The 25,413-nt window shown below is 72.6% G+C and carries 24 protein-coding genes and 1 tRNA gene; 19 read left to right on the top strand and 6 right to left on the bottom strand.

Annotated elements, in window-relative coordinates:
• Positions 1 to 124 precede the first annotated feature (124 nt).
• The 6 genes from G407_RS0116045 to G407_RS0116020 all read left to right on the top strand — a co-directional run bounded on the left by G407_RS0116045 (position 125) and on the right by G407_RS0116020 (position 5,147).
• The gene (locus G407_RS0116045) at positions 125 to 1,006 is read left to right on the top strand and encodes an N-acetylmuramic acid 6-phosphate etherase (protein WP_029031638.1); all 882 of its coding nucleotides are present in this window, start codon (positions 125 to 127) and stop codon (positions 1,004 to 1,006) included.
• Entirely contained in the window at positions 1,003 to 1,794 is a 792-nt protein-coding gene (locus G407_RS0116040; RefSeq protein WP_052341454.1) for a GntR family transcriptional regulator, read from the top strand. Before G407_RS0116045 ends, G407_RS0116040 begins: the two co-directional genes overlap by 4 nt.
• On the top strand, positions 1,791 to 2,831 hold the full coding sequence (locus G407_RS0116035) for an SIS domain-containing protein (protein WP_043539992.1): 1,041 nt from the start codon (positions 1,791 to 1,793) through the stop codon (positions 2,829 to 2,831). The genes G407_RS0116040 and G407_RS0116035 overlap by 4 nt, the downstream gene beginning before the upstream one ends.
• Positions 2,832 to 3,860, top strand: a complete 1,029-nt coding sequence (locus G407_RS0116030; protein ID WP_084327572.1) for an ABC transporter ATP-binding protein — start codon at positions 2,832 to 2,834, stop codon at positions 3,858 to 3,860.
• Positions 3,857 to 4,825, top strand: a complete 969-nt coding sequence (locus tag G407_RS28110) for an ABC transporter ATP-binding protein (RefSeq protein WP_043539990.1) — start codon at positions 3,857 to 3,859, stop codon at positions 4,823 to 4,825. Before G407_RS0116030 ends, G407_RS28110 begins: the two co-directional genes overlap by 4 nt.
• Before the next feature lie 91 nt (positions 4,826 to 4,916).
• Entirely contained in the window at positions 4,917 to 5,147 is a 231-nt protein-coding gene (locus G407_RS0116020; protein WP_029031634.1) for a hypothetical protein, read from the top strand.
• 112 nt (positions 5,148 to 5,259) lie between these two features.
• Here G407_RS0116020 and G407_RS0116015 read toward each other — a convergent pair whose 3' ends face one another.
• Together G407_RS0116015 and G407_RS0116010 are read right to left on the bottom strand one after the other, a co-directional pair.
• Complete coding sequence (locus tag G407_RS0116015; RefSeq protein WP_029031633.1) at positions 5,260 to 6,474, bottom strand: MFS transporter; 1,215 nt, start codon at positions 6,472 to 6,474, stop codon at positions 5,260 to 5,262.
• Between the two features lie 304 nt (positions 6,475 to 6,778).
• Positions 6,779 to 6,863 (bottom strand) — tRNA-Leu (locus G407_RS0116010).
• Between the two features lie 127 nt (positions 6,864 to 6,990).
• Between G407_RS0116010 and tpiA the strand changes: the two genes are divergently transcribed.
• The 3 genes from tpiA to tenA all read left to right on the top strand — a co-directional run bounded on the left by tpiA (position 6,991) and on the right by tenA (position 9,008).
• A complete protein-coding gene (gene tpiA, locus G407_RS0116005) occupies positions 6,991 to 7,752 on the top strand; it encodes a triose-phosphate isomerase (protein ID WP_029031632.1) in 762 nt (253 codons plus the stop codon).
• A 123-nt stretch (positions 7,753 to 7,875) separates the two neighbouring features.
• Positions 7,876 to 8,250 carry a DUF2794 domain-containing protein gene (locus G407_RS0116000; protein WP_029031631.1) on the top strand — a complete coding sequence of 125 codons (375 nt, stop codon included), beginning with the start codon at positions 7,876 to 7,878 and terminating at the stop codon, positions 8,248 to 8,250.
• Between the two features lie 95 nt (positions 8,251 to 8,345).
• Positions 8,346 to 9,008: a thiaminase II gene (gene tenA, locus G407_RS0115995; protein ID WP_029031630.1), complete on the top strand. Its 663-nt coding sequence runs from the start codon at positions 8,346 to 8,348 to the stop codon at positions 9,006 to 9,008.
• Between the two features lie 29 nt (positions 9,009 to 9,037).
• Here the strand turns inward: tenA and G407_RS28105 are convergent, their stop codons facing one another.
• Positions 9,038 to 10,348 carry a D-alanyl-D-alanine carboxypeptidase family protein gene (locus G407_RS28105; protein WP_052341453.1) on the bottom strand — a complete coding sequence of 437 codons (1,311 nt, stop codon included), beginning with the start codon at positions 10,346 to 10,348 and terminating at the stop codon, positions 9,038 to 9,040.
• Between the two features lie 240 nt (positions 10,349 to 10,588).
• Here G407_RS28105 and G407_RS0115985 point away from each other — a divergent pair, with 240 nt between their 5' ends.
• The 9 genes from G407_RS0115985 to G407_RS0115950 all read left to right on the top strand — a co-directional run bounded on the left by G407_RS0115985 (position 10,589) and on the right by G407_RS0115950 (position 19,229).
• On the top strand, positions 10,589 to 11,488 hold the full coding sequence (locus tag G407_RS0115985) for an EamA family transporter (protein ID WP_029031629.1): 900 nt from the start codon (positions 10,589 to 10,591) through the stop codon (positions 11,486 to 11,488).
• A gap of 172 nt (positions 11,489 to 11,660) precedes the next feature.
• Positions 11,661 to 14,306 carry an ATP-dependent chaperone ClpB gene (gene clpB, locus G407_RS0115980; RefSeq protein WP_029031628.1) on the top strand — a complete coding sequence of 882 codons (2,646 nt, stop codon included), beginning with the start codon at positions 11,661 to 11,663 and terminating at the stop codon, positions 14,304 to 14,306.
• A gap of 183 nt (positions 14,307 to 14,489) precedes the next feature.
• A complete protein-coding gene (locus G407_RS31245; protein WP_084327570.1) occupies positions 14,490 to 14,936 on the top strand; it encodes a type II toxin-antitoxin system RelE/ParE family toxin in 447 nt (148 codons plus the stop codon).
• 4 nt (positions 14,937 to 14,940) lie between these two features.
• Positions 14,941 to 15,252, top strand: coding sequence for a hypothetical protein (locus G407_RS0115975; RefSeq protein WP_084327569.1), 312 nt, complete (start codon positions 14,941 to 14,943; stop codon positions 15,250 to 15,252).
• A gap of 273 nt (positions 15,253 to 15,525) precedes the next feature.
• Positions 15,526 to 15,996 (top strand): 50S ribosomal protein L19, encoded by a 471-nt coding sequence (gene rplS, locus G407_RS0115970; RefSeq protein ID WP_029031626.1) that lies wholly within the window; start codon positions 15,526 to 15,528, stop codon positions 15,994 to 15,996.
• A 160-nt stretch (positions 15,997 to 16,156) separates the two neighbouring features.
• On the top strand, positions 16,157 to 17,584 hold the full coding sequence (leuC, locus tag G407_RS0115965) for a 3-isopropylmalate dehydratase large subunit (protein ID WP_029031625.1): 1,428 nt from the start codon (positions 16,157 to 16,159) through the stop codon (positions 17,582 to 17,584).
• Between the two features lie 23 nt (positions 17,585 to 17,607).
• Positions 17,608 to 17,925, top strand: a complete 318-nt coding sequence (locus tag G407_RS28100; protein ID WP_245259103.1) for a hypothetical protein — start codon at positions 17,608 to 17,610, stop codon at positions 17,923 to 17,925.
• A 5-nt stretch (positions 17,926 to 17,930) separates the two neighbouring features.
• Complete coding sequence (locus G407_RS0115955; RefSeq protein WP_029031624.1) at positions 17,931 to 18,347, top strand: metallopeptidase family protein; 417 nt, start codon at positions 17,931 to 17,933, stop codon at positions 18,345 to 18,347.
• A 141-nt stretch (positions 18,348 to 18,488) separates the two neighbouring features.
• The gene (locus G407_RS0115950) at positions 18,489 to 19,229 is read left to right on the top strand and encodes a hypothetical protein (protein ID WP_029031623.1); all 741 of its coding nucleotides are present in this window, start codon (positions 18,489 to 18,491) and stop codon (positions 19,227 to 19,229) included.
• Positions 19,230 to 19,238: 9 nt separating this feature from the next.
• On the opposite strand, the gene ccmB is transcribed toward G407_RS0115950, so the two are convergent.
• A complete protein-coding gene (gene ccmB, locus G407_RS0115945) occupies positions 19,239 to 19,907 on the bottom strand; it encodes a heme exporter protein CcmB (RefSeq protein ID WP_029031697.1) in 669 nt (222 codons plus the stop codon).
• Entirely contained in the window at positions 19,901 to 20,545 is a 645-nt protein-coding gene (ccmA, locus tag G407_RS0115940; protein WP_029031622.1) for a heme ABC exporter ATP-binding protein CcmA, read from the bottom strand. Before ccmA ends, ccmB begins: the two co-directional genes overlap by 7 nt.
• Positions 20,546 to 20,766: 221 nt before the next feature.
• Here ccmA and acnA point away from each other — a divergent pair, with 221 nt between their 5' ends.
• A complete protein-coding gene (gene acnA, locus G407_RS0115935) occupies positions 20,767 to 23,466 on the top strand; it encodes an aconitate hydratase AcnA (RefSeq protein WP_029031621.1) in 2,700 nt (899 codons plus the stop codon).
• 241 nt (positions 23,467 to 23,707) lie between these two features.
• Here acnA and G407_RS0115930 read toward each other — a convergent pair.
• A partial coding sequence (locus tag G407_RS0115930; protein WP_029031620.1) for an SbcC/MukB-like Walker B domain-containing protein occupies positions 23,708 to 25,413 on the bottom strand: 1,706 nt, incomplete at its 5' end.

Raw genomic sequence — 25,413 nt, 5'->3', positions numbered from 1 at the left:
GCGGGGCTTGCCTCGGGCGCCCGCGGCTGGGAGCCTGGACGAGTGCGGGTGGGCTCGGCACCTATTGGTATTGTTCGCGGCGGGCAAAGGCACTAGATTGGTCTCATCCGCAGGGGAGCCGATCATGTCCACCGAGCGAATCAGCGCGCGCTACGTCGATCTCGACGCCTGGGAGACGGGGGAGGCGCTCGAGGCCATGCTCGAGGGGCAGCTCTCCGCCGTCGCCGCCGTGCGCGCTGCGCTGCCGGCGATCGGGCGCGCCGTCGACGACGCGGCGGCGCGGCTCGGCGAGACCGGGCGTCTCGTCTATCTCGGCGCCGGCACGTCGGGGCGCATCGCGGTGCAGGACGGCGCCGAGCTCACGCCGACCTTCGACTGGCCCCGCGAGCGGCTCGTCTTCGCCATCGCCGGCGGGGAGGGCGCGCTCGTCGCCAGCGCCGAGGGCGCGGAGGACGACGAGGACGCCGCGATCGCCGCGATGGACGCCGCCGCGCTCGGGCCGGCGGACGTGGCCATCGGGGTCGCCGCGAGCGGCACGACGCCCTTCACCATCGCCGGCATCGCGCGCGCCCGCGCCGCCGGCGCGCTGACCATCGGTATCGCCAGCAATGCCGACGCCCCGCTCCTCGCGGCGGCGGAACGCGCGATCCTGCTCGAGACCGGTGGCGAGCCGATCGCCGGCTCCACGCGCATGAAGGCGGGCACCGCGCAGAAGGTCGCGCTCAACCTGATCTCGACGGGCATCATGCTGCGCATGGGCCGCGTCTATCGCGGCATGATGGTCAACATGCGCGCCGCCAACGCCAAGCTCCGGCGCCGCGCCGAGGTGATCGTCGCGCGCATCGCCGGCTGCGAGGAGGAGGTCGCGCGCGCCGCCCTCGCCGAGGCCGACGGCGACATCAAGGTCGCGGTGCTCGTCGTGCTCGGCGCCGGGCCGGAGACGGCGCGCGCGCGGCTCGCCGCGAGCGCCGGCAACCTGCGCCTCGCGCTCGCGGACCTGCAATGACGGCGCCAGCGCCTGTACCCGGACTGCGGCACGGCCTCGTCCTCGCCCTCGACCAGGCGAGCCCGACGCCGCTCTACCTCCAGCTCGCCGAGCAGATCCGCGCGCGCGTCGCCGACGGCGCGATCCGCGTGGGCGAGGCCGTGCCCTCCGAGCGCGAGCTGAGCCTGATCGGCGGCGTCTCCCGCGTCACCGTGCGCAAGGCGCTCGATCTCCTCCTGCGCGAGGGCCTGCTCTCGCGTCGCCGCGGCTCGGGCACCTACATCGCGCCGCGCATCCAGCAATCCGCGGCGCTGCTCGCCGGCTTCTCGGCGGAGATGCGCGGGCGCGGGCTCGAGCCCGGCGCCGTCTGGATCGAGCGCACGGCGGGCACGGCGACGCCCGAGGAGGCGATGGCGCTCGGCCTCGATCTCGGCGCGCCCGTCGTACGCCTCGCGCGGGTGCGCACCGCCGACGGTGAGGCGCTCGCCATCGAGCGCGCGACGGTCCCGACCGCCTTCCTGCCCGGCCCCGACAGCGTCGCGCACTCGCTCTACGAGGCGCTCGCCGCGCGCGGCTTCGAGCCCGCCCGCGGGCTCCAGCGGCTCCAGGCCTCGCTCGCCACCCGCGAGGAGGCGCGCCTCCTCGGCGTCCCCACCGGCGCCGCCGTGCTGCGCATCGAGCGGCGGGCCTACCTGCCGGACGGGCGCGCTGTCGAGCTGACCCGGTCCGCCTATCGCGGGGACCGCTACGACTTCGTCGCCGAGGTCCGGGACGTGCGCTCCGGGCCGCAGCCGAGGACCGGCTCGTGACCGCGGGCGGCGCCACGGACGACGTCGAGACCAGCGCCCTCGTGCGCGAGACCCGCGAGGCCGCCGGCGTCGTCGCCCGGATGCTCGCCGATCCGGGCCGGATCGCCCCCCTCGCCGCAACGCTCGCGGCGCGACGGCCGCGCCTCGCGGCGATCTGCGGGCGGGGAAGCTCGGGCCATGCCGGGGTGCATCTGCGCTACCTGATCGAGGCGCGGCTGGGCATCCCCGTCACCATGACCGCGCCGTCCGTGGTCACTGCGCTCGGCCGGTCGCTCGATCTCGCGGGGGCGCTCTTCGTCGTGATCTCGCAATCGGGCCGCAGCCCCGACCTCGTTGCCGCGACGCGCGCGGCGCGGGCGGCGGGCGCGCTGACGGTCGCCATCGTCAACGACGACGCGTCCCCGGCGGCGGAGGCGGCGGAATGGGTGCTGCCGATCGCGGCCGGCCAGGAACGCTCCGTCGCCGCGACCAAGACCGTCGTCGGCGCGATGGCGCTCGGCGCGCTCCTCGTGGGGCGCGTCGGCGAGGACGAGGCGCTCCGCGCGGCGCTCGGTCGGCTTCCCGAGCGGCTCGAGCACGCCTGCGCGCTCGACTGGTCGCCTGCCGGCGCGGCGCTGGCGGGCGCGTCGGCCGCCTTCGTCACCGGGCGCGGCTACGGCTTTCCCGCCGCGCGCGAGATCGCCCTCAAGGCGATGGAGGTGCTGCGGCTGCCGGTTCTCGCCTATTCCGCGGCGGAGCTGCCGCACGGCCCGCGGGCGGCCGTGGGGCCGCGCACGCCGGTGCTCGCCCTGCGGGTCGGAGACGAGACCGCGGCGGCGGTGGACGCCCTCGTCGGTGCGCTCGACGCCGCCGGCCTGCCGCCCCACCTCGCCGGCGGGCCGGCGACGCGCCTGCCCTGGATCGGCGACGACCATCCCGTCACCGACGCGATCGCGTTTCTCGCGCCCGCCTATATGATGATCGCCCGCACCGCCCGCGCCATGGGCTACGATCCCGACGCCCCGCCGCATCTCGAGAAGGTCACGGAGACGCTCTGAATGGTTCTCGGGACTCCTCGCGGCGCCGACGGCTCCCCGGAGCACGCTCTCGAGCACGCCTCGGCGCGTGCCGGCGCGCGGGCGCCGATCCTGTCGGTGGAGAGCCTCTCGCTGTCGCTGCGCGGGACGCCGCTCGTCGAGGACGTGTCCTTCACCGTCGCCCCCGGCGAGATGCTCGGCCTCGTCGGCGAGAGCGGCTGCGGCAAGAGCGTGACCGCGCTCTCGGTCATGGGCCTCCTGCCGACCCCGCCGATCGCGGTCTCCGGCGGGCGCGTCCTGTTCGAGGGCCGTGATCTCGCCCGGCTCCCCCAGTCCGAGATGCGGCGCCTGCGCGGGCGCGAGATCGGCATGATCTTCCAGGAGCCGATGACGTCGCTCAACCCGGTCTTCACCGTCGGCAGCCAGATCGCGGAGCCGATCCGCATCCACGAGGGCCTCTCGGAGAAGGCGGCGCTCGCCCGGGCCGCGGATCTCCTCGACCGCGTCGGGCTGCCCAACCCGAAGGCGCAGCTCGCGCGCTATCCGCACCAGCTCTCCGGCGGCCAGCGCCAGCGGGTGATGATCGCCATCGCGCTCGCCTGCTCGCCGAAGCTGCTCATCGCCGACGAGCCGACGACGGCGCTCGACGTCACCGTGCAGGCGCAGATCCTCGCCCTGGTCGACGGGCTGCGCCGGGACATGGGCCTCGCCTGCCTGCTGATCACGCACGACCTCGGCGTCGTCGCCGAGATCTGCGACCGCGTCTGCGTGATGTATGCCGGGCGCATCGTCGAGGCCGGCACGATCGAGGCGGCGCTCGGCGCCCCGCGCCACCGCTACACCCGCGCGCTCGTCGACACGATCCCCTCCTCGAACCCGCCGGGACGGCCGCTGCCCTCGATCCCCGGCAACGTCCCGCCGCCGGGCGCGCGCCCGGCGGGCTGCGCCTTCGCCGAGCGCTGCGGTGCCGCGCTCGACCGCTGCCGCTCGGAGCCGCCTCCCTGGGAAAGCGACGGCGCCCGCGCCTTCGCCTGCTGGAACCCCGCATGACCGCGACCGACGCTCCGCTGCTCGAGGTGCGCCACCTCGTCAAGCACTACCGGGACGGATCCGGCGCGACGCTGCGCGCCCTCGACGACGTCAGCCTCACGGTCCGGCGCGGCGAGGTCGTCGGCGTCGTGGGCGAGTCGGGCTGCGGCAAGACCACGCTCGGGCGCGCCATCATGCGGCTGATCGAGCCCACGTCGGGCCAGATCCACATGGAGGGGGTCGATTTCGCCGCCCTCTCCGGGCGCGCGCTGAAGGCGGCGCGCCGGCAGGTGCAGATGATCTTCCAGGACCCGTTCGGCTCGCTGAATCCGCGCCACACGGTCGGCACGATCGTCGGCGAGCCGCTCGTGGTCCACGGCGTCCCGGGCGTGCGCGCCCGCGTGGCCGAGCTCCTCGATCTCGTGGGCCTGCCCGCGGATGCCGCCGCGCGCTATCCGCACGAGTTCTCCGGCGGACAGCGCCAGCGCATCGCCATCGCCCGGGCCCTGGCGCTGGAGCCGGCGCTGATCATCGCCGACGAGCCGGTCTCGGCCCTGGACGTCTCGATCCAGTCGCAGATCATCAACCTGATCGTCTCGCTGAGGGCACGGCTCGGGCTGTCGATGATCTTCATCAGCCACGATCTCTCCGTCGTCCGCCACGTCAGCGACCGGGTCGGCGTGATGTATTTCGGCAAGCTCGTCGAGCTCGCGCCGGCGGACGCGCTGTTCGCCGCGCCGCGCCATCCCTACACGCGCGCGCTCCTCGCCTCGGTGCCGCGGCCGGTCCAGGAGGTGGTCGCGTCGAAGCGAGCGGGGGGCGGTCTCGCGGCGCCGACGCACGGCGAGGTGCCGGACCCGACGGACCCGCCGCCCGGCTGCGCGTTCCACCTGCGCTGCCCGCTCGCCGTCGATCGCTGCCGGGAGACGGTGCCGCCCCTGGCGGACGTCGCGCCGGGGCACGCCGTCGCCTGCTGGCGCGCGTGAGCGGCGACCGCGTCGCCGGGGGTCGCCCCGGTCAGCGGAGCGGGCTAGAAGGGGCGACGGACCGCACACGGGCTCCAGGGAGACGACACGGATGAATGCCGACACGATCGCGGCGGTGACCGAGGACATCTACAAGTCGCTCGAGCACGACAACGAGGACATCGACAACCACATCGCCCGGCTCAAGCAGGCGCTCGCCGCCGCCGGCGCCGGCGAGGCCCGGTTCGACCCGGCCCGCCTGCCGCAGAACAACCGGTCCGGCCGCAAGACGATGCAGGCCTACTTCAGGCAGCGCGGCGTGAAGGTGGTGTTCGCGGCGTGATCGCCTGCGAGGCGGCCGGCAGGTAGACCCGGCAAGTCGATCCGGGAAGCGGACGGAGCGGCCGCTCCGATGCGCGATCGGTGCGCCTCCGCGGCGCGCCGCCGGACCGCCGTCAGCGAAATCGCAGGGCGGCGATCCCCGCCGCGACCGCAAGAAGCATCATCACGGCGCCGCCGGCGACGAACGGCGCGCCGGTTCCGGCGATGTCGGCGACGAGGGCGCCGATGAACGGTGCGCCCAGCATGGCGGTGACGTTCAACGCCTCGCTGGCGGCGAAGACGCGCGCCATGCGCGAGGGCTCGGCATGCCGCTGCAGCAGGGTCCGGAACGGTACGATGACGACGGCGGTCGCCGCGCCGACGAGCGCGAAGACGCCGACGAAGGTCGCCGACGGCATCGCCACGTCGATCAGCGGCGCCACGCCGAGCCCCATGACCAGCGCACCCGCGACGACGCAGCCGGCACCGATGAGGCCGAAGCCGCCGCCGGCCCGGCCCAGCGCGCCGACCGCGAGCGCACCGGCGACGCCGCCGGCGCCGACCGCGGCGATCGCCAGGGCGAACACCCCCTCCTCGAAGCCGTAGGCGCGGACGAGCAAGGGAATGAACGCGTCGTAGACGGAGATCGCGAAGTAGCCGGCCGCCATCAGCGACAGGCTGACCGCGACGACCGGCTTCGTCCGAACCTCGGCGAAACCCTCGCGCAGCTCGCGGATCATCGACCGCGGGTCCGGGCCGCCGGGCGGGGCAGCGGGCTTCAGCGACCGGGGCAGCCCGATCAGGATCGCCGCCGCCACGGCCGACACGACGGCATTGGCCAGGAACACGGCCTGCGGATCGAGACCGATCAGCAGGGCGCCCCCGACCGACGGGCCGACGACCTTCGAGGCCTGGTTGATCGCATGGCTGACGCCGTTGGCGGCCAGCCGGTCGTCCTCGGGGACGATCGCCTGGATCGCCGCCTGCTTGGCGGGGCCGAAGAAGGAATCGATGCTGCCGCGCAGGAAGGCCACGGCGAGGAGTGCCGGCACCGACCCGACGAACGCCAGCGCCAGCGTCGCCACCGCCCGTCCGAGATTGCTGAGGATCAGCACGCGCCGCAGGTCCCACCGGTCGGCCAGAACGCCGGCGACCGGCCCGACGATCAGGTACGGCAGCCCGATCGCCACGCCGAGCCAGGCGAAGACCACCGGCTCGACCTGCCAGACGAAGCCGAGCAGCGCCCCGATCGCGACGAAATCCAGCCAGTCGGCGAAATCGGCCGGGACCTGGCCCGCCAGGAGCGTCGGAAGACCCTTGTGCCGGCCGAGCGAGGGGCGGAAGCGCATATCCAGAAGCGTACTTCGAACGCGAGAACGACGCTACGTCGGTTTCGCCCTCCAGGCGCCTCACGCCGCGCGATCCCGCGACCCGGCACGAACCGGGACCGGGAGCCGTGGCGGGCGGCGGGCGCGGCGTCCGGGGCGCGCGGACACTCCCGGATCGAGCGAAGCGTGTCCGCCGACGGGTGCTCGCGCCATGCGAAGCGTCGTCCCCGGCCGGACGGGCAACAATGCTGTCCCACGTGTAGAAAAAGACGAGGCGGGCCGAACGGCCCGAAGACGCGAGAAATCCGACGGCCCTCGAAAGCCGTGGTGCCCCTGGCCGGGATCGAACCAGCACTCCTTGCGGAACTCGATTTTGAGTCGAGCGCGTCTACCAATTCCGCCACAGGGGCCACGGCTCCGAGGTAGCATCGGCGCGGACGCAAATCAACGCGATGCGCGCGCCGCGTCGATTTGAGCCCGCGCGCGAGAGGCTGTAGGAACGGCGGCGACGCCCGACCAGCCGAACAGGAGCACGACATGCCGCAGCCCCGTCCCTTCGTCGCCGGGAACTGGAAGATGAACGGCCTCGCCGCCGCGCTCGCCGAGGCGGACGCCGTCGCGGCGGAGGCGGGCGCGCTCGCCGGGCGGGTCGACCTCGCGCTGTGCCCTCCCGCGACCCTCGTCCATCGCATGGCCGAGCGGCTGAGCGGGTCGGGCGTCGCCGTCGGCGGCCAGGATTGCCATCCGCAGGCAGCGGGCGCGCACACGGGCGACGTCTCGGCGGAGATGCTGGCGGATGCCGGCGCGACCCACGTCATCGTGGGCCATTCCGAGCGCCGCGCCGACCACGCGGAGAGCGACGCCGACGTGCGCGCCAAGCTCGCCGCCGCGCACCGCGCCGGGCTCGTCGCCATCGTCTGCGTCGGCGAGACCCGGGAGGAGCGCGAGGCCGGCCGCGCGCTCGAGGTCGTGCGGGGCCAGCTCGACGGATCGCTTCCGGAGGGGCTCGCCGCCGCGACGACCGTGATCGCCTACGAGCCCGTCTGGGCGATCGGCACCGGCCTCGTGCCGACTCTCGACGATATCGGCGAGATGCACGCCGCCGTGCGCGAGGCGCTCGCGGCCAAGGCGCCGGCGGACGAGGTCGCGGCCATGCGCATCCTCTACGGCGGCTCGGTGAAGCCCGGGAACGCCGCCGAGATCCTCGCGGTCGCGAACGTCGACGGCGCGCTCGTCGGCGGCGCGAGCCTGAAGGCGGCGGACTTCCTCGCCATCGCCGCGGCCGCGCCGCAGCGCTGAGCGGCGCCGGCCGCGAGGCCCGCCCACGCTTGCACGGCGGGCCCGCCGTCTCCATCATGACGGGAGCACGACGGACGACCCGAGCGGTGCCGGAGAGAGCGGCCGCCGAGGCGAGGAGGCGCGATGAGCGACGGCGAGACGGCGCAGCCGAAGCGCGGCGGGACGGTGGTGTCCTTCCCCGCCGCGCATGGCCAGGACGCCCGGGTATCCTTCGATCGCGACGAGCTGCGCACCATCCTCAACGTCTACGGCCGCATGGTCGCCGCCGGCGAGTGGCGCGACTACGCGATCGACTTCCGCAAGGACAAGGCCGTCTTCGCCGTCTTCCGCCGCGCCTCGGAGATGCCGCTCTACCGCATCGAGAAGGACCCCAGGCTCGCCCGCCGTCAGGGCGCCTACGCGGTCGTCGCCGCCTCGGGGCTCGTGATGAAGCGCGGCCAGGAGCTCGGCCGCGTGCTGCGGGTGCTCGAGGGCAAGGCCCTGCGCGTCGTGGAGTGAGCCCACCGGGGCGTGCGCCGACGGGGCTGGAAATCGCCGTGCGGGTGCGCGAGGTGCGGGGGACGCCGATCACCAGCCGCGAGGAGCCGACCGTCATGCCCTTCTCCGAGGACGCCTGGGCGCACAACCGCGCCGCCTACGAGACGATCCGCACCATGCCCTTCAACGCCGAGCTGGCGCAGGGCCGGCTCTCGCGCGAGCGCTTCGTCCACTACATCGTCCAGGACGCCCACTACCTGATCGGCTTCGGCCGGGCGCTGGCCCTCGCCGCCGCGAAGGCGCGCGAGCCCGAGCGGATCGTGCAGTTCGCCAAGGCGGCGGAGGGGGCGATCGTGGTGGAGCGGGCGCTGCACGGCTCGTTCTTCGAGCAATACGGCATCGACGCCGCCGCCTTCCGGGCGACGCCGGTCCAGCCGAGCGCGCACCACTACGTCTCCTACCTCACGGCCACCGCCTTCGCGGAGCCCTACGAGGTGGTGCTCGCCGCGCTGCTGCCGTGCTTCTGGATCTACGCCGAGGTCGGGCGCGACATCCACGGCCGCGCGGCGCCGGAGAATCCCTACCAGGCCTGGATCGACACCTATGCCGGCGAGGACTTCCACGATGCGGTCGCCCGCATGATCGAGGCGACCGACGAGGCCGCGGGCGACGCCTCGCCCGCGCTCGTCGCGCGCATGCACGAGGCCTACACGGCCGCGACCCGGCTCGAGTACCTGTTCTGGGACGGCGCGTACCGGCTGGAGCGCTGGCCGCTCTGAGGCCGCGCACCGGCTGCCGCCGCGCCCCGTCAGAACGCCGGGCGCGGGGGCGGCAGCCGGGTCATGACCGTGGGCGGCGCCTCCGGCGGCGGCAGGCCGGGGATCAGCGGCACGTTGCGCGGCGGCGGCAGGATGTCGAGCGGCAGGCCCGCGCCGAGCGGACGCGGCGCGGTCGCGCTCGCAGCCAGCGTCGGCGGCGCGGAGACGCCCTCCGGGAGGCCGAGGAACACGCGCACGGGCTCGGCCGCCCGGCGCTCCGGCAGGTCGACCCGCGGCAGCGTCGTGCGCTGCTGGGCGAAGAAGGCCAGCGCGTCGGAGGCGCCGGGGGGCGCGCCGGCGACGACGATCGCGTCCGTGTCGTCGTCGCTCTCGCCGCCGCGGCGCCGGTTCGGATCGCAGACGATCGGCCGCAAGTCCGGCGGCGAGGTCACGGCCGAGCGCGGCAGCGAGGCCAGCGAGCGCCCGCCGCCGAAGCCGCCGAACAGGCCGCGCGACTGGAAGCCGTGCTCGAGCAGCGAGGCGGTGAGCGCCGTTCGCTCGTGCGACGACATCTGGCCGAGCACCACGGCGACGAGCCGCCGGCCGTTGCGCTCTGCGGTGGCGACGACGTTGAAGCCCGACGAGCAGACATAGCCGGTCTTCATGCCGGTCGCGCCGGCATAGCGGCCGATGATGCCGTTGTGGTTCTTCATCACCGACGAGCCGTAGGTGATGGCGTCCATGCCCCAGAGCGCACGCTGGCCGGGGAAGTCGCGCCACAGGGCCTGGGCCAGGATCGCCATGTCCCGGGCCGTCGTGCGCTTGGAGAGATCGGGCAGGCCGCTCGGGTTGGTGAAGCGGCTGTCGGTCATGCCGAGCCGGCGCGCGGTCGCGTTCATCTCCGCCACGAACGTGTCGACGGAGCCGCCGCCGAGATTCTCGGCGATGGTCCAGGCGACGTCGTTCGCCGACTTGACCATGATGATCTTGAGCGCGTTGTCGAGGGTGATCTGCGAGCCGGGCGCGAAGCCCATCTTCGACGGCGGCATCGAGGCCGCCTTCTCCGAGACGACGAGGAGCGAGTTCATCGCCGCGCGCCCGTTGCGCACCGCGTCGAGGGCGACGTAGGCGGTCATCATCTTGGTGAGGGAGGCGGGATACCACGGCATCGTGGCATTGCGCTCGAAGATGACCGCGCCGCTGTCGAGGTCGGCGAGCAGCAGCGGCGCGTCGTCGATCTGCGCGCGCGCCGGCCCGGCGAGGGGGCCGAGTGTGGCGAGAACGAGGAGCATCGCGGCGAGGAGGCCACGGGTGGTCGCGGCGGGCGAGATCGCGGCGATCGCTTGGAGAGGCGCACGCATGAGCAGGGGTCGGGCTCCGGGCTCTTCGGGCGGGAGACGGACGCGACGGCGACCGGCGGCTGGAGGGGACCATACCGAAACGTGCCGCCTAATTCCAGATCGTGGCGGGAATTGGCCGACGCAGGCATGCATTCCTCTCCTCCCCGCTGCGCACTTGCGCCGGCGCACGGGCGCGTGCTCACAGGAACGCACGCGAGAAACGCGCGCATCCTGCCGCGCGTGGGACGACGGACGCGCGCGATGGACATCACTCTCCTGTGGATCCCGGTCACGCTCGCCGCCGCCGTGGCGCAGACGGGGCGCAACGCGCTCCAGCGCGATCTCACGGCGAAAATCGGCACGATCGGGGCGACGCAGGTGCGCTTCCTCTTCGGCTTGCCCTTCGCCGCGCTCTTCCTCGTCGTCGCGCTCGCGGCCACCGGCGAGTCGCTGCCGCGCCCCGGCGAGGGGTTCGCCGGTTTCCTCGTCGTCGGCGCGCTGGCCCAGATCGCCGCGACCGCGCTGATGCTGGCGGCCATGCGCGAGCGCGCCTTCTCCGTCGTCACCGCCTACCTGAAGACCGAGCCCGTGCTCACCGCCCTCTTCGCCATCGCGGTGATCGGCGATCCCGTCACCGGGCCGATGCTCGCCGCCATCGCGGTCGCGACGGCGGGCGTCATCCTCGTCTCGCACACGCCGGGCAAGCTCACCGCAGGCGGCCTGCGCCCCGCCCTGCTGGGGCTGCTGGCGGCGGCCGGGTTCGGGCTCTCGGCGGTGGGATACCGCGGCGCGATCCTCGCGTTCGAGGACGGCGGCTTCCTGGTGCGCGCGTCGGCCGCGCTGGTCGCGGCGCTCCTGCTCCAGACGGCGATCCTCCTCGTCTACCTCGCGCTCTTCGACCGGCGCGCGCTCGTGGGCTCGCTGCGGGAATGGCGCGGGTCGGCGAGCGCGGGCTTCCTCGGCGCGCTCGCCTCGCAGTTCTGGTTCCTCGGCTTCGCGCTGACCTCGGCGGCGAACGTGCGCACGCTCGCCCTCGTCGAGGTCGTCTTCGCCCAGATCGTCTCGCGGCGCCTGTTCGCGCAGGCGACGAGCCGGCGCGAGCTCGCCGGGATGGCGCTCATCGTCGCCGGCGTGGGCGCGCTGCTGTGGAAGACGGTGTGACGCCGGGCGGGGCGAGCGCCCCTCCGTAAAGCCCCGCACCGGCTTGCGCGGCAGAAATGTCACACCCATGTGAGAGCGGAGCCGGTCGCTCGTCGCGAGGGCCGGATGATGCGTCCTGCGGCGCGCGTGCCTCCCTGGAGGGCGCCCGCCGCCCGTCATGAAGGTTTGCGCCATGAACATCGAGAAGTACACCGAGCGCACGCGGGGCTTCCTGCAGTCCGCCCAGACCCTGGCCCTGCGGGAGGGCCACCAGCAATTCTCCCCCGAGCACGTGCTGAAGGTGCTCCTCGACGATCCCGAGGGCATGGCGTCGGGGCTGATCGGCAGCGCCGGCGGCGACGCCAAGGTCGCGCGTCAGCTCGTCGAGCAGGCGCTCGCGCGCATGCCCAAGGTCGAGGGCGGCGGCGGCCAGCTCTATCTCCAGCCGGCGCTCGCGCGCGTCTTCGACGCCGCCGAGAAGGCCGCGGACAAGGCGGGTGACACGTTCGTCACCGTCGAGCGGCTGCTGCTGGCGCTCGCGGTGGAGAAGGACACGGAGGCCGGCAAGGCGCTCGCCAAGGCCGGCGTCACGGCGGCCTCGCTGAACCAGGCGATCAACGCCATCCGCAAGGGCCGCACCGCCGACAGCGCGTCCGCCGAGAACGCCTACGACGCGCTCAAGAAGTACGCCCGCGACCTCACCGAAGCGGCGCGCGAGGGCAAGCTCGACCCGGTCATCGGCCGCGACGAGGAGATCCGCCGCGCGATCCAGGTCCTGTCGCGGCGCACCAAGAACAATCCCGTCCTGATCGGCGAGCCCGGCGTCGGCAAGACCGCCATCGTCGAGGGGCTGGCCCTGCGCATCGTCAACGGCGACGTGCCCGAGAGCCTGAAGGACAAGAGCCTTCTCGCCCTCGACATGGGCGCGCTCATCGCCGGCGCGAAGTACCGCGGCGAGTTCGAGGAGCGGCTGAAGGCCGTGCTGCAGGAGGTCACCTCGGCCGAGGGCGGCATCGTCCTGTTCATCGACGAGATGCACACGCTGGTCGGCGCCGGCAAGGCGGACGGGGCGATGGACGCCTCGAACCTCCTGAAGCCCGCGCTCGCCCGCGGCGAGCTGCACTGCGTCGGCGCCACCACGCTCGACGAGTACCGCAAGCACGTCGAGAAGGACGCGGCTCTGGCGCGGCGCTTCCAGCCGGTGTTCGTGTCGGAGCCCACCGTGGAGGACACGGTCTCGATCCTGCGCGGCCTCAAGGAGAAGTACGAGCAGCATCACGGCGTGCGCATCACCGATTCCGCGATCGTCGCCGCCGCGACCCTGTCGAACCGCTACATCACCGACCGCTTCCTGCCGGACAAGGCGATCGACCTCGTCGACGAGGCGTCGGCGCGCCTGCGCATGCAGGTGGATTCGAAGCCCGAGGAGCTCGACTCGATCGACCGCGAGATCGTGCGCCTGAAGATCGAGGGCGAGGCGCTCAAGAAGGAGACGGACGCGGCCTCCAAGGATCGGCTGGCCAAGCTCGAAGGCGAGCTCGCCGATCTCGAGTCCCAGTCGGCCGCGATCACCGAGCGCTGGCAGGCGGAGAAGAACAAGCTCGGCCGCGCCGCCGACATCAAGAAGCGCCTCGACGAGGCCCGCACCGAGCTCGCCCAGGCGCAGCGCAAGGGCGAGTACCAGCGCGCCGGCGAGCTCGCCTACGGCGAGATCCCGCAGCTCGAGCGCGAGCTCGCGGAGATCGAGGCGAAGGGCGGCGAGGCCGATGGCGGGGACAAGGGGCTGATGGAGGAGGCGGTGACGCCCGACCATGTCGCCTCCGTCGTCTCGCGCTGGACCGGCGTGCCCGTCGACAAGATGCTCGAGGGCGAGCGCGAGAAGCTCCTGCGCATGGAGGAGGCGATCGCCAAGCGCGTCGTCGGCCAGGCGGAGGCCGTGATCGCGGTCTCGACCGCGGTGCGGCGCGCCCGCGCCGGCCTCCAGGACCCGAACCGACCGATCGGCTCGTTCATGTTCCTCGGCCCGACGGGCGTGGGCAAGACCGAGCTGACCAAGGCGCTGGCCCAGTTCCTGTTCGACGACGAGACGGCGCTCGTGCGGCTCGACATGTCGGAATACATGGAGAAGCACTCCGTCGCCCGCCTGATCGGCGCGCCTCCGGGCTACGTCGGCTACGAGGAGGGCGGGGCGCTCACCGAGGCCGTGCGCCGGCGGCCCTACCAGGTCGTGCTGTTCGACGAGATCGAGAAGGCGCATCCGGACGTGTTCAACGTCCTCCTCCAGGTGCTCGACGACGGGCGCCTGACGGACGGGCAGGGCCGCACGGTCGACTTCCGCAACACGCTGATCGTGATGACCTCGAACCTCGGCGCCGAGTACCTGGTGAACCAGCCGGAGGGCCAGGATTCCGAGGCCGTGCGCGACGAGGTGATGGGGGTGGTGCGTTCGGCCTTCCGGCCGGAATTCCTCAACCGCGTGGACGAGATCATCCTCTTCCACCGGCTCCAGAGGAGCGAGATGGGCGCCATCGTCGACATCCAGATGCGCCGGCTCGCCAAGCTGCTGGAGGAGCGCAAGATCGTCGTCGAGCTCGCCCCGGAGGCCCGCGACTGGCTCGCCGAGAAGGGCTGGGACCCGGCCTACGGCGCGCGTCCCCTCAAGCGCGTGATCCAGAAGTCCGTGCAGGACCCGCTCGCCGAGCTGATCCTGTCGGGCGCCGTGAAGGACGGCGAGACCGTGCCGGTGACCGTCGGCCCGCTCGGGCTGATGATCGGCGAGTACGCGGCCGGCGAGGACCGCGCGGCGCGGCTGAAGCCGACGGGCGCCGCGCTGCATTGAGCGGGCAGGGGAGGGCCGTCTCGTCACCCGGGACGGCCCTCCATACGCCCGCGGGTGGTCTAAGGCTACACGAAGCAACAACTAGCAATTAGAGATTGCATTCATTCATCGACTGCGGTAGGCTCGTTCTGGTCATTGCCGTCGGTTCTGCCCCGTGAACCTTCAGGACGGGAGCGGAGACGGATGCCTGAACTCAGGCCGCTACGATGGTTCGGGCCGTCGCGTCGCGAAGTCGGTGCACTTCCGGACGATGTGAAGCGGCGGATCGGCTTTCGCCTCCGGCGCCTGCAGAACGGGGAAGAGGCTCACGACGAGAACATCAGGGCATTCGGAGAGGATAGGCGACTTCGGGGCATCGTGAAGCTCGTTGCCGATGGGGAAGACGGCAACACCTATCGAACGGCCGTAGCCGCTTCTTTCCCGGAAGGCCTGTGGGTGATCGACGTCTTCGAGAAGCGGGCGAGTTCGGGAGTCGGAACGCCGAAGAAGGATCTGGATCGCATTGTCTCGCGGCTTGCGCGGCTTCGTGCTTTTCGTGAGAGCGAAGAGGGTCGCCAAGAAATTCGTGCTATGCTGGACGAGGCCGATCGGTCTCGTGCCGAACGTGGCCTCGGTGGCCGAGGGAGATGAGCTCATGGACGCGAAGGACGCCGCCTTCGGGACCGGCAACGTCTTCGAGGATCTCAACCTGCCCGAGCCGGAGGTCCTGCTGCGCAAGGCGGACCTCGCCTCGGCGATCCTGTCGTACCTTGAGCGGGATCCAGCTGACTCGCAGCACGCGGCGACATCTTCCGGCCTTGCTTCCGAGAGCCTGATGAGGATGCGCAGCGGCGATCTCGACGAGCTGCGCGTCGCGGAGCTCGAGGACGCGCTCGCGCGCATCCGCGCCGTCGAGCACGGCCGGATGCGACCCGAGCGGACGACATCGCGGTTCGGCCTCGGCTGACCCGCCGCTCAGCCCAGCCGAGCCGCCGCAAGCCGGCGGACGTCGTCGGCTGTCATCGCGACGAAGCGCGCGTCTGGCTCAGCGAACGCCTCCTGCAGCGGGCGGCGGACGTGATAGCGCTCGTCGTCGGAGGCCGCCCCGTCAGCGAGAGCTTAGCCGCATCACCCCTCTCGACAAACCCTCCGCCATCGGCTAAAGCGCCCCACAATTCAAAACAGGACGCCGAAATCCCGCGCCGGTCGTCACGGCCGCGCAACGGCAGGAGTTGGACCGATGAACATCATTCAGCAGCTCGAGCAGGAGCAGATCGCCAAGCTCGGCAAGACCATCCCGGACTTCGAGCCGGGCGACACCGTGATCGTGAACGTGCGCGTCCGCGAAGGCGACCGCACCCGTGTGCAGGCCTACGAGGGCGTGTGCATCGCCCGCAACGGCGGCGGCATCCAGGAGAGCTTCACGGTCCGCAAGATCTCGTACGGCGAGGGCGTCGAGCGCGTCTTCCCGATCTACTCGCCGATGATCGAGTCGATCGACGTGGTGCGCCGCGGCAAGGTTCGCCGCGCCAAGCTCTACTACCTGCGCGATCGCCGCGGGAAGTCGGCCCGCATCGCCGAGCGCACCGACCGCCGCGCCCAGCGCCAGCGCGACGTCGAGAACCAGGCCCGCGCCGAGAAGGCCGCCGCCGAGAAGGCGGCCAAGGAAGCCGCCAAGCAGGCGTCCGCGGCGGGCACCGCCGCGGAGTGATCCGGCTCTCGCGCTCCGGCGCGGCAGGCGTGTGCGCAGCGCGGCCCCACAGAGGCCGCGCTGTTTCGTTTTTCGGATGCCCCACGCGACGGCGGGACGCCTTGCACGGCGCGCGCGCGTCGCTAAGTTCGGGCGGCACGGTATCCACGAGGTCGAGACGATGACGAAGCCCCGCACGATGTACGACAAGATCTGGGACGACCACGTGGTCGACACCCAGCCGGACGGGACCTGCCTCCTCTACATCGATCGCCACCTCGTGCACGAGGTCACCTCGCCCCAGGCCTTCGAGGGCCTGCGCGTCGCCGGCCGCAAGGTGCGCCAGCCGAGCCGTACCCTCGCGGTGGTCGACCACAACGTGCCGACGACCGACCGCAGCGCCGGGATCGCGGATCCCGAGAGCCGCATCCAGGTCGAGACGCTCGCCACCAACGCGGCCGAGTTCGGCGTCGAGTACTACGACGAGCGCGACGCGCGCCAGGGCATCGTCCACGTGGTCGGGCCGGAGCAGGGCTTCACCCTGCCGGGCACCACGATCGTGTGCGGCGACAGCCACACCTCGACCCACGGCGCCTTCGGGGCGCTGGCCCACGGCATCGGCACCTCCGAGGTCGAGCACGTGCTCGCGACCCAGACGCTGATCCAGAGCAAGGCGAAGAACATGCGCGTGCGCGTCGAGGGGGATCTCCCCGCCGGCGTCACCGCCAAGGACATCATCCTCGCCATCATCGGCGAGATCGGCACCGCCGGCGGCACCGGCCACGTCATCGAGTACGCGGGCTCCGCCATCCGCCAGCTCTCGATGGAGGGCCGGATGACGATCTGCAACATGTCGATCGAGGGCGGCGCCCGCGCCGGGCTGATCGCGCCCGACGAGAAGACCTACGCCTACCTGAAGGACCGCCCCAAGGCCCCCAAGGGCGAGGCCTGGGACCGGGCGGTTGCCTACTGGGAGAGCCTGAAGACCGACGAGGGCGCGCATTTCGACCGCGAGATCGTGCTCGATGCGGCGAACCTGCCGCCCATCGTCTCCTGGGGCACGTCGCCGGAGGACGTCGTCTCGGTGGCCGGCGTCGTGCCGAACCCCGACGAGATCGCGGACGCCAACAAGCGGGCCTCGAAGTGGCGGGCGCTGCAGTACATGGGCCTCGAGCCCGGCACCCGGATCACCGACATCACGCTCGACCGCGTCTTCATCGGCTCGTGCACCAACGGCCGCATCGAGGACCTGCGGGCCGTGGCGAAGGTGGTCGAGGGCAAGCGTGTGGCGGACACGGTGTCGGCCATGATCGTCCCGGGCTCCGGCCTCGTGAAGATGCAGGCGGAGGCCGAGGGCCTGCACGAGATCTTCCTCGCCGCCGGCTTCGAGTGGCGCGAGCCCGGCTGCTCCATGTGCCTCGCCATGAACGCCGACCGGCTTTCCCCGGAGGAGCGCTGCGCCTCGACCTCGAACCGCAACTTCGAGGGCCGCCAGGGCTTCAAGGGCCGCACGCATCTCGTCTCACCCGCCATGGCGGCCGCGGCCGCCATCGCCGGGCGGTTCGTGGACGTGCGGGAGATGGCGGGAATGGAGACGGCGGCGCAGTGAGGCGCCGCCGCTAGGAGGCGCTCGTGCCGACCACCCCGCCGATCCCCCCGCCGACCACCCCGACCCGTCGCCCGCACCCCGACGACGACGCCCGCGCGGCGGAATCCCGCCGCACGCTCGAGCGCGTCGACCAGGACACCGAGACGATCGGCCGCTCGGCGGGAGCCAGGATCGGCAAGCGCATGGCGGATCACTTCGGCGGGCGCGACGCGCCCGGCGCGGGGCCGAACGGCGAGGTCGACCCGATGGAGGTCTGGGGGCGGCGGATCGGGCGGGCGCTCGCGGTGCCGTTCTTCGTCTTCCTCCTCGTGTGGCTCGGCTCGACGCTGGGCTGGTACTGACGACGATGGCGCATCCCGGCGACGACCTGCTCGCGCTCAAGGCCCCCGCGCTCGACGAGTTCGAGCGCCTCGCCGAGGAGGCCTTCGCGCGCCTGCCGCGGACCTTCCGCGACCTCGCCGCGAACGTGATCGTGCGCGTCGACGACTGGCCGGACGAGGAGACGCTCACCGAGCTCGAGGCCGAGAGCGAATACGATCTGCTGGGCCTCTTCCGCGGCATCGGCCTCGCCGAGGCCGGCGAGCCGATGTCCGGGCAGTTCCCCAACATGATCTGGCTCTATCGCCGCCCCATCCTCGACTACTGGGCCGAGCACGACGAGACGCTCGGCGCCATCATCGCCCACGTCCTGATCCACGAGATCGGCCATCATTTCGGGCTGTCGGACGAGGACATGGAGGCGCTGGAGGCGCAGGTGGGGTGAGATCCGCCGCCGCCGCCCAGGCCCGCCGCCCTCCCCATGCGGTGAGGGGAGGCGACGGCTACGGTTTTCTACGCTTGTCGAGCATCGCCGTACGCTCCACCCTGGGGAGTCTCCGGGAACGGAGCGTGAAGGGGGCCCGTCATGGCGGAAGAGGCCAGGGGACCGTTCGATCCCTATGTCGAGGAGCTGCAGGCGCAGGAACGCGATATCGAGAAGAAGATCGCGATCCTGGAGGGGATCATCGAGCAGATCGGCGGATTCGACGCGGGCAAGGCGCAGAGCCTGGGCCAGCAACTCCAGTCCGCGCGCAAGACGCTCAACGAGCGCAAGAAGGAGATCGCCGACGCCAAGATCGACGATCTCGAGGACGAGCTGACGATCCTCGGTCGGCTGGCGCGAAACCCGCGCGGCTTCGAGCCCGCGCCGCCGCCTCCACCGGCCTCGCCGCCCTGGTGGCCGCCGTGGTGGCCCTTCCCGCCGTTCCCGGCGCCTCCGGGCGGCGGCTCGGGGGGCGGCGCCAAGCCGTCGGGTGCGATCGATCCCGCGAAGGCCGAGGCGCCTCCGGGCGGCCGCTGGAAGGTGGCCACCGCGAGCCGCGACTTCATCGTCGCCCGCTCCGCCCGTGAGGTCTGGGTCTGGCACCCGGTGAAGCAGGCCTGGGAGGCGAAGCTCGAGGCGGGGGACGACATCGTCGCCATGGAGCAGGTCGACGGCACGATCGCCGTGCGCACCGAGAGCCGGCTCTGGCTGTTCCATCCGCTCGACTACGTCTGGCTCGGTCCGCTCGTGGCACGGATCGAGGAGGTCAAGGCCTTCGATCTGGCCTACCCCGCAATCGTGGCGGTGGAGCAGAAGAAGGGCGAGGGGAAGGCCGACGGCTGACGCCGGCCTTCACTCCCCCTGCCTCAGCGCCAGCGCCGCTCCCACGGTCCCCACCACCGCGGTCACGAGCGTGATCGCGGCGAGGATCATGAGCGGCGTCCCGAACGGGATGTCGCCGCCGCGCGCGGCGTTGGCCGCCGAGACGCCGAAGATCAGGGTCGGGATCATCAGGGGCAGGACCAGGATCGCCAGGATCAGCCCGCCGCGGCGGATCGTGGCGGTGAGCGCCGCGCCGACCGCGCCGATGAAGGTGAGCGCCGGCGTGCCCACGAGAAGCGTCACGCTCACCGCCGCCATCCCCACGCCGTCGAGCGCCACGAGGAGGCCGAACAGCGGCGCGGCCAGCGCCAGCGGCAGGCCCGTGGTGAGCCAGTGCGCGATCACCTTGGCGAGCACGACGAGCTCGAGCGGCAGCGGCGAGGCCGTCATCAGGTCGAGCGAGCCGTCTTCCTCGTCGGCCTGGAACAGCCGATCGAGGCCGATCAGCGTCGCGAGGACCGCGCCGATCCAGAGGATGGCCGGGCCGATCCGCGAGAGCAGGTTGAGGTCCGGCCCGAGCCCGAAGGGCACGAGCGTCACGATCATCAGGAAGAAGACGAGGCCGAGCCAGCCGGAGCCGCCCACGCGGGCCGACAGCTTCAGGTCCCGGCGGACGAGGGCGAGGAAGGCGCTCACCAGCCGCCCTCCGCGTCGAGGTCCGCCGCCTCGGAGCGCGCCACGGCGGGCTCGATGACGAGGCGCTTCGGGCTCTCGAGGCCCAAAGCCTGGTGGGTGGCGACGACGAGCATGCCGCCGCCCGCGAGGTGTGCGCGCATCAGCTGGGCCAGCGTCTCCTGCGAGGCGATGTCGAGCGCCGAGGTCGGCTCGTCGAGGAGCCAGAGCGGGCGGTGCGCGACGAGGAGCCGCGCGAGCGCGGTGCGCCGGCGCTGCCCGGCGGAGAGATAGGCGACCGGCAGGTCGTGCGCATGGGCGAGACCGACCCGCTCGAGCGCCTCGCGCGCGGAGAGGCCGCGCGCGCCGAGCAGGTCGGCGGCGAAGGTCAGGTTCTCGCCGGCGGTGAGCGCGCTCTTCAGGCCGTCGCGATGGCCGACGAGGTGGAGGCATTCGGCGAGCGTGCGCTCGCCGGCGCCCTCCAGCGTCACGCGGCCGGCGGCGGGCCGCAGGCGCCCCGACAGGATCGCGATCAGCGTCGACTTGCCCGCCCCGTTGCGCCCGGTCACGACCAGCGCCTCGCCGGGGTCGAGCGCGAAGGACACCCCCTCGAAGATGCGCCGGCCAGAGCGGCGGCTCTCCAGATCCTCGGCGACGAGACGCAACGGCGAAAATCCACTTCAGCATTAGTCCGGACTGGACCCCGGACGTGTAGCGCGGCGCGCGCAAATGCACTATATGGCCCTTGGCTGCGCCGTGCCGCGTGACTGACGTCCTAACCGTTTTCGCGCGCATGAGAAGTCCGGGCGCCCCCGGAGCGGCGCGCGCAACCCGCGCATCAGGCCGAAACCAACCGTCCGTTCAACGCGCACGCGAGGATTCGCCAGTGACGTCGCTCGATAGCTTCAACGCCCGCCGCACTCTCACCGTCGGCGACAAGACCTACACCTACTATTCGCTCACCGAGGCCGAGAAGAACGGCCTCGCGGGCGTGACCCGGCTGCCCTTCTCGCTGAAGGTGCTCCTCGAGAACCTGCTCCGCCACGAGGACGGGCGCACGGTGACCAAGGACGACATCGAGGCCGTCGGCAAGTGGCTCGACGACCGCGGCAAGGCCGGGCGCGAGATCGCCTACCGCCCCGCCCGCGTCCTGATGCAGGACTTCACCGGCGTGCCGGCGGTGGTGGACCTCGCCGCCATGCGCGACGGCATCGCGGCGCTGGGCGGCGATCCGGCCCGGATCAACCCGCTCGTGCCGGTCGACCTCGTCATCGACCATTCGGTCATCGTCGACGAGTTCGGCACGCCCAAGGCCTTCGCGCACAACGTCGAGCTGGAGTACCAGCGCAACGGCGAGCGCTACCGCTTCCTCAAGTGGGGCCAGTCCGCCTTCGACAATTTCTCCGTCGTCCCCCCGGGCACCGGCATCTGCCACCAGGTCAACCTCGAGTACATCTCGCAGACGGTCTGGGTGCGCAAGGACCCCGAGACCGGCGAGGACGTCGCCTATCCCGACACGCTGGTGGGCACCGATTCGCACACGACGATGGTCAACGGGCTGGCCGTGCTCGGCTGGGGCGTCGGCGGCATCGAGGCGGAGGCGGCCATGCTCGGCCAGCCCGTCTCCATGCTCATCCCCGAGGTGATCGGCTTCAAGCTCACGGGCAAGCTCAAGGAGGGCGTCACCGCGACCGACCTCGTGCTCACCGTGACGGAGATGCTGCGCAAGAAGGGCGTGGTGGGCAAGTTCGTCGAGTTCTACGGCCCCGGGCTCGAGGACATGCCCGTCGCCGACCGCTCGACGATCGGCAACATGGCGCCGGAATACGGCGCGACCTGCGGCCTCTTCCCGATCGACCAGCGCACGATCGACTATCTCGAGGTCTCCGGCCGCGAGGAGGATCGCATCGCGCTGGTGCGGGAGTACGCCCGGGCCCAGGGCATGTGGCGCGCGGCGGACACGCCGGACCCGGTCTACACCGACACGCTCGCGCTCGAGCTCGGCGACGTCGTGCCCTCCATGGCCGGTCCCAAGCGTCCCCAGGATCGCGTGCTTCTGACGAACGCCAAGCCCGCCTTCGAGGGCGCCATGGAGAGCGAGTTCAAGACCGCGCTCGACGGCAAGCGCTACAAGGTCGAGGGCACGAACTTCGACGTCGGCCACGGCGACGTGGTGATCGCCGCGATCACGTCGTGCACCAACACCTCGAACCCGAGCGTGATGATCGGCGCGGGGCTGCTCGCCCGCAACGCCGTCGCCAAGGGCCTCACCGTGAAGCCGTGGGTGAAGACCTCGCTGGCGCCCGGCTCGCAGGTCGTCGCCGAGTACCTGAAGGACGCGGGCCTGCAGGACGACCTCGACGCGCTCGGCTTCAACCTCGTCGGATTCGGCTGCACGACCTGCATCGGCAATTCCGGCCCGCTGCCGCCGCCGGTCTCCAAGGCGATCAACGACAACGACCTCGTCGCCGTCTCGGTGCTCTCGGGCAACCGGAACTTCGAGGGCCGCGTCAATCCCGACGTGCGGGCGAACTACCTCGCCTCGCCGCCGCTGGTCGTCGCCTACGCCATCGCCGGGTCGATGCTGGTCGACGTCGCGAGCCAGCCGCTCGGCACGGGCTCGGACGGCAAGCCGGTCTACCTGAAGGACATCTGGCCCTCGGCCTCCGAGATCCAGGAGTTCATCGACCGCACGGTGACGCGCAAGCTCTTCCGCGAGCGCTATGCCGACGTCTTCACCGGCGACGACAACTGGCGCGCAGTCGAGGTCGAGGGCGGGCTGACCTACGAGTGGCAGATGGGCTCGACCTACGTGCAGAACCCGCCGTACTTCGAGGGCATCACCAAGGAGCCGGAGCCGATCACCGACATCGAGAACGCCCGCGTCCTGGGCCTCTTCCTCGATTCGATCACGACGGACCACATCTCGCCGGCCGGCAACATCCGCGTCGCCTCTCCGGCGGGCTCGTACCTGCAGTCCCATCAGGTCGCGGTCGCGGACTTCAACCAGTACGGCACCCGTCGCGGCAACCACGAGATCATGATGCGGGGCACCTTCGCCAACATCCGCATCAAGAACCAGATGGTGAAGGACGACACGGGCGCCATCGTCGAGGGCGGCTACACCATCCACCACCCCTCCGGCGAGCGGATGTACATCTACGACGCCGCCATGCGCTACGCCGAGGAGGGCGTGCCGCTGGTCGTCTTCGCCGGCAAGGAATACGGCACGGGCTCGTCCCGCGACTGGGCGGCGAAGGGCACGAAGCTGCTCGGCGTGCGCGCGGTCGTCGCCCAGTCCTTCGAGCGCATCCACCGCTCGAACCTGGTGGGCATGGGCGTGATGCCGCTCGTCTTCGAGGAGGGCACGTCCTGGCAGTCGCTCGGGCTCACGGGCGCCGAGCAGGTCAGCCTGCGCGGCCTCGCCGAGGTCAAGCCGCGCCAGACGGTCACCGCCGAGATCACCCGCGCCGACGGCTCGACGATCGAGGTGCCGCTCGTCTGCCGCATCGATACGCTCGACGAGCTCGAGTACTACAAGAACGGCGGCATCCTGCACTACGTGCTGCGCTCGCTCGCGGCCTGAGCGGCCCGCCGTACCGACACGAGAGCCCCGCGGCCGGAGACGGCCGCGGGGTTTTTCGTGTCATCCCGGACGGCGAAGCCGATCCGGGACCCAGATCCGCCGACTCATCTCTCAGCGTGCGCGCCAGCGCGCGCGTCCACGCACGCTGCCGCCGGCCGTCCCCGCCACGGCGCTCACGCGCCGCTCGAAGAGCACCTGTGGCTCTGGGTCCCGGACTTGCTTCGCAATCCGGGATGACACCTCAAGCCCCCAGCAGCCCCGCTCCGGTCACCCGCACGCGGCTCCTGCCGCCGCCGGCCTTCTCCACCCGGATCTGCACCGGGATGCGCTGGTGCATGGCCTCGACGTGGCTGATCACGCCGACCTTGCGCCCCTGCGCCTGCAGCGTCTCCAGCGCGTCGATGGCGACGTCCAGCGTCGCGGCGTCCAGCGTGCCGAAGCCCTCGTCGATGAACAGCGTGTCGACGAAGGAGCCGCGGCCCTCGAGCGAGCACAGCGCCAGCGCGAGCGCGAGCGAGGTCAGGAAGCGCTCGCCGCCCGAGAGCGAGCGGGTCGAGCGGCGCGCGTCGCCGAGCTCGCGGTCGAGGATCTGCAGGCCGAGGTCGCCACCGCCGTTCTCGCCGCCGGCCCGCTCCAGCCGGTAGCGCGGGGCCAGGGCGGCGAGGTGGCGGTTGGCGAGGGCGACCAGGTGGTCGAGCGTGACCGACTGCGCGTAGCGCCGGAACTTCGAGCCGTCGGCGGAGCCGATCGCATCGGAGACCTCGTGCCAGAGCGTCTCCACCACGGCGGCCGCCGCGATCTCCTGCTCGAGCCGGCCCGCCTGCGTGCGGGCGCGGTCGTCCTGCTCCAGCGCGACCCGCGCGGCGACGAGCGCCTCGTCGATGGCGGCCAAGCCGTCGAGGAGCGCCCCGCGGCGGGTGGCCAGCGTCTCGGCCTCCTCCTCGGGCACGCCGGCGGCGAGGGCGTCCGCGAGCGCCGCTTCGCAGAATCCGAGCTGTGAGCTCGCCTCGCGCACGGCGTCGTCGGCGGCGGCGAGCCGGGTCCGCAGTGCCTCGCGCTCGCGCGCGTCGACCGCGAGGAGGGCCAGCGCGTCGGCCTCGGGGATGCCGGCGGCGGTGCAGGCGGAGGCGAAGGCGGCGCCCGCCGCGTCCCGGCGCTGCGCGGCCCTCGCGAGCGCGTCCTCGCCCGCGCGCACCGCCGCGACGGCGACGGCGGCGCGGCTGCGCGCGGCCTCGCAGGCGGTGCGGGCGGTCTCGTACGCCTCCCGCGCCGCCGCGGCCGCGTCCCGATGGCGCGTGCGATGCGCGTCCGTCGCCTCTCCGTCGAGGAGGCCGGCGCGCTCGGAGAGGAGCGCGGAGAGCGCGGCCTCCGCCTCGGCGAACGCCTCGCGCGCCGTCCCGGCCGCGGTGCGTGCGCTCTCGGCGGACGTCGTCGCGGCGGCCGCTGCGAGCCGGTCGGCGGCGATCCGCTCGCGGAGATCCTCGCGCCGTGCGGCGCGTGCGCGGTAGTCGGCTGCGCGGCTCTCCAGGACGCGCAGGGCGCCGGCTCCGTCGCGGTCGAGATCGGCCGGCGTGATGCCCGTCGCGGCGAGACCGCGCGCCCACGCACGGTCGATGGAGGCGCGGCGATCGGCGAGATCGGGGAGGCGGGTGGCGGCGCGCGCCACGATCTCGCGGGCGCAAGCGGCGTCGCGGTCGTGGCCCTCCCGCTCGGCGCGGCGGGCCTCGATCGCCGCGCTCGCCGCGTCCCGCGCGGCGCGCTCGCGCTCGATCTCGCCCCGGAGGACGTCCGCCCGGCGCATCGCCTCGCGGACCGCCGCGCGCGCCCGCCCGATCTCTTGCGCCAGCGCGGCGAGGGCGGGTGCGGCCTCGGCCCAGCCCTCCGACGGCGCCGCGGGGGCGAGCGGCGGGAGCGCGCGCCAGCCGGCGTGGGCATCGGCGAAGGCGG

This window comes from Salinarimonas rosea DSM 21201 (assembly GCF_000429045.1).
Taxonomy (GTDB): domain Bacteria; phylum Pseudomonadota; class Alphaproteobacteria; order Rhizobiales; family Beijerinckiaceae; genus Salinarimonas; species Salinarimonas rosea.
Note: the sequence above shows the minus strand (reverse complement) of the source record. Positions and strands in the feature narration are given on the sequence as shown.

Excerpts from the sequence above, each read along its gene's own strand:
- G407_RS0115955 (WP_029031624.1), top strand. The coding sequence starts at position 17,931 with ATGGCGCATCCCGGCGACGACCTGCTCGCGCTCAAGGCCCCCGCGCTC.
- G407_RS31245 (WP_084327570.1), top strand. The coding sequence starts at position 14,490 with ATGCCTGAACTCAGGCCGCTACGATGGTTCGGGCCGTCGCGTCGCGAA.
- G407_RS0115975 (WP_084327569.1), top strand. The coding sequence starts at position 14,941 with ATGGACGCGAAGGACGCCGCCTTCGGGACCGGCAACGTCTTCGAGGAT.
- G407_RS0116040 (WP_052341454.1), top strand. The coding sequence starts at position 1,003 with ATGACGGCGCCAGCGCCTGTACCCGGACTGCGGCACGGCCTCGTCCTC.
- clpB (WP_029031628.1), top strand. The coding sequence starts at position 11,661 with ATGAACATCGAGAAGTACACCGAGCGCACGCGGGGCTTCCTGCAGTCC.
- leuC (WP_029031625.1), top strand. The coding sequence starts at position 16,157 with ATGACGAAGCCCCGCACGATGTACGACAAGATCTGGGACGACCACGTG.
- G407_RS0116000 (WP_029031631.1), top strand. The coding sequence starts at position 7,876 with ATGAGCGACGGCGAGACGGCGCAGCCGAAGCGCGGCGGGACGGTGGTG.
- G407_RS0115985 (WP_029031629.1), top strand. The coding sequence starts at position 10,589 with ATGGACATCACTCTCCTGTGGATCCCGGTCACGCTCGCCGCCGCCGTG.
- G407_RS0116020 (WP_029031634.1), top strand. The coding sequence starts at position 4,917 with ATGAATGCCGACACGATCGCGGCGGTGACCGAGGACATCTACAAGTCG.
- G407_RS28110 (WP_043539990.1), top strand. The coding sequence starts at position 3,857 with ATGACCGCGACCGACGCTCCGCTGCTCGAGGTGCGCCACCTCGTCAAG.
- G407_RS0116015 (WP_029031633.1), bottom strand. The coding sequence starts at position 6,474 with ATGCGCTTCCGCCCCTCGCTCGGCCGGCACAAGGGTCTTCCGACGCTC.
- G407_RS0116045 (WP_029031638.1), top strand. The coding sequence starts at position 125 with ATGTCCACCGAGCGAATCAGCGCGCGCTACGTCGATCTCGACGCCTGG.
- tenA (WP_029031630.1), top strand. The coding sequence starts at position 8,346 with ATGCCCTTCTCCGAGGACGCCTGGGCGCACAACCGCGCCGCCTACGAG.
- G407_RS0115950 (WP_029031623.1), top strand. The coding sequence starts at position 18,489 with ATGGCGGAAGAGGCCAGGGGACCGTTCGATCCCTATGTCGAGGAGCTG.
- G407_RS28105 (WP_052341453.1), bottom strand. The coding sequence starts at position 10,348 with ATGCGTGCGCCTCTCCAAGCGATCGCCGCGATCTCGCCCGCCGCGACC.
- G407_RS0116030 (WP_084327572.1), top strand. The coding sequence starts at position 2,832 with ATGGTTCTCGGGACTCCTCGCGGCGCCGACGGCTCCCCGGAGCACGCT.
- tpiA (WP_029031632.1), top strand. The coding sequence starts at position 6,991 with ATGCCGCAGCCCCGTCCCTTCGTCGCCGGGAACTGGAAGATGAACGGC.
- rplS (WP_029031626.1), top strand. The coding sequence starts at position 15,526 with ATGAACATCATTCAGCAGCTCGAGCAGGAGCAGATCGCCAAGCTCGGC.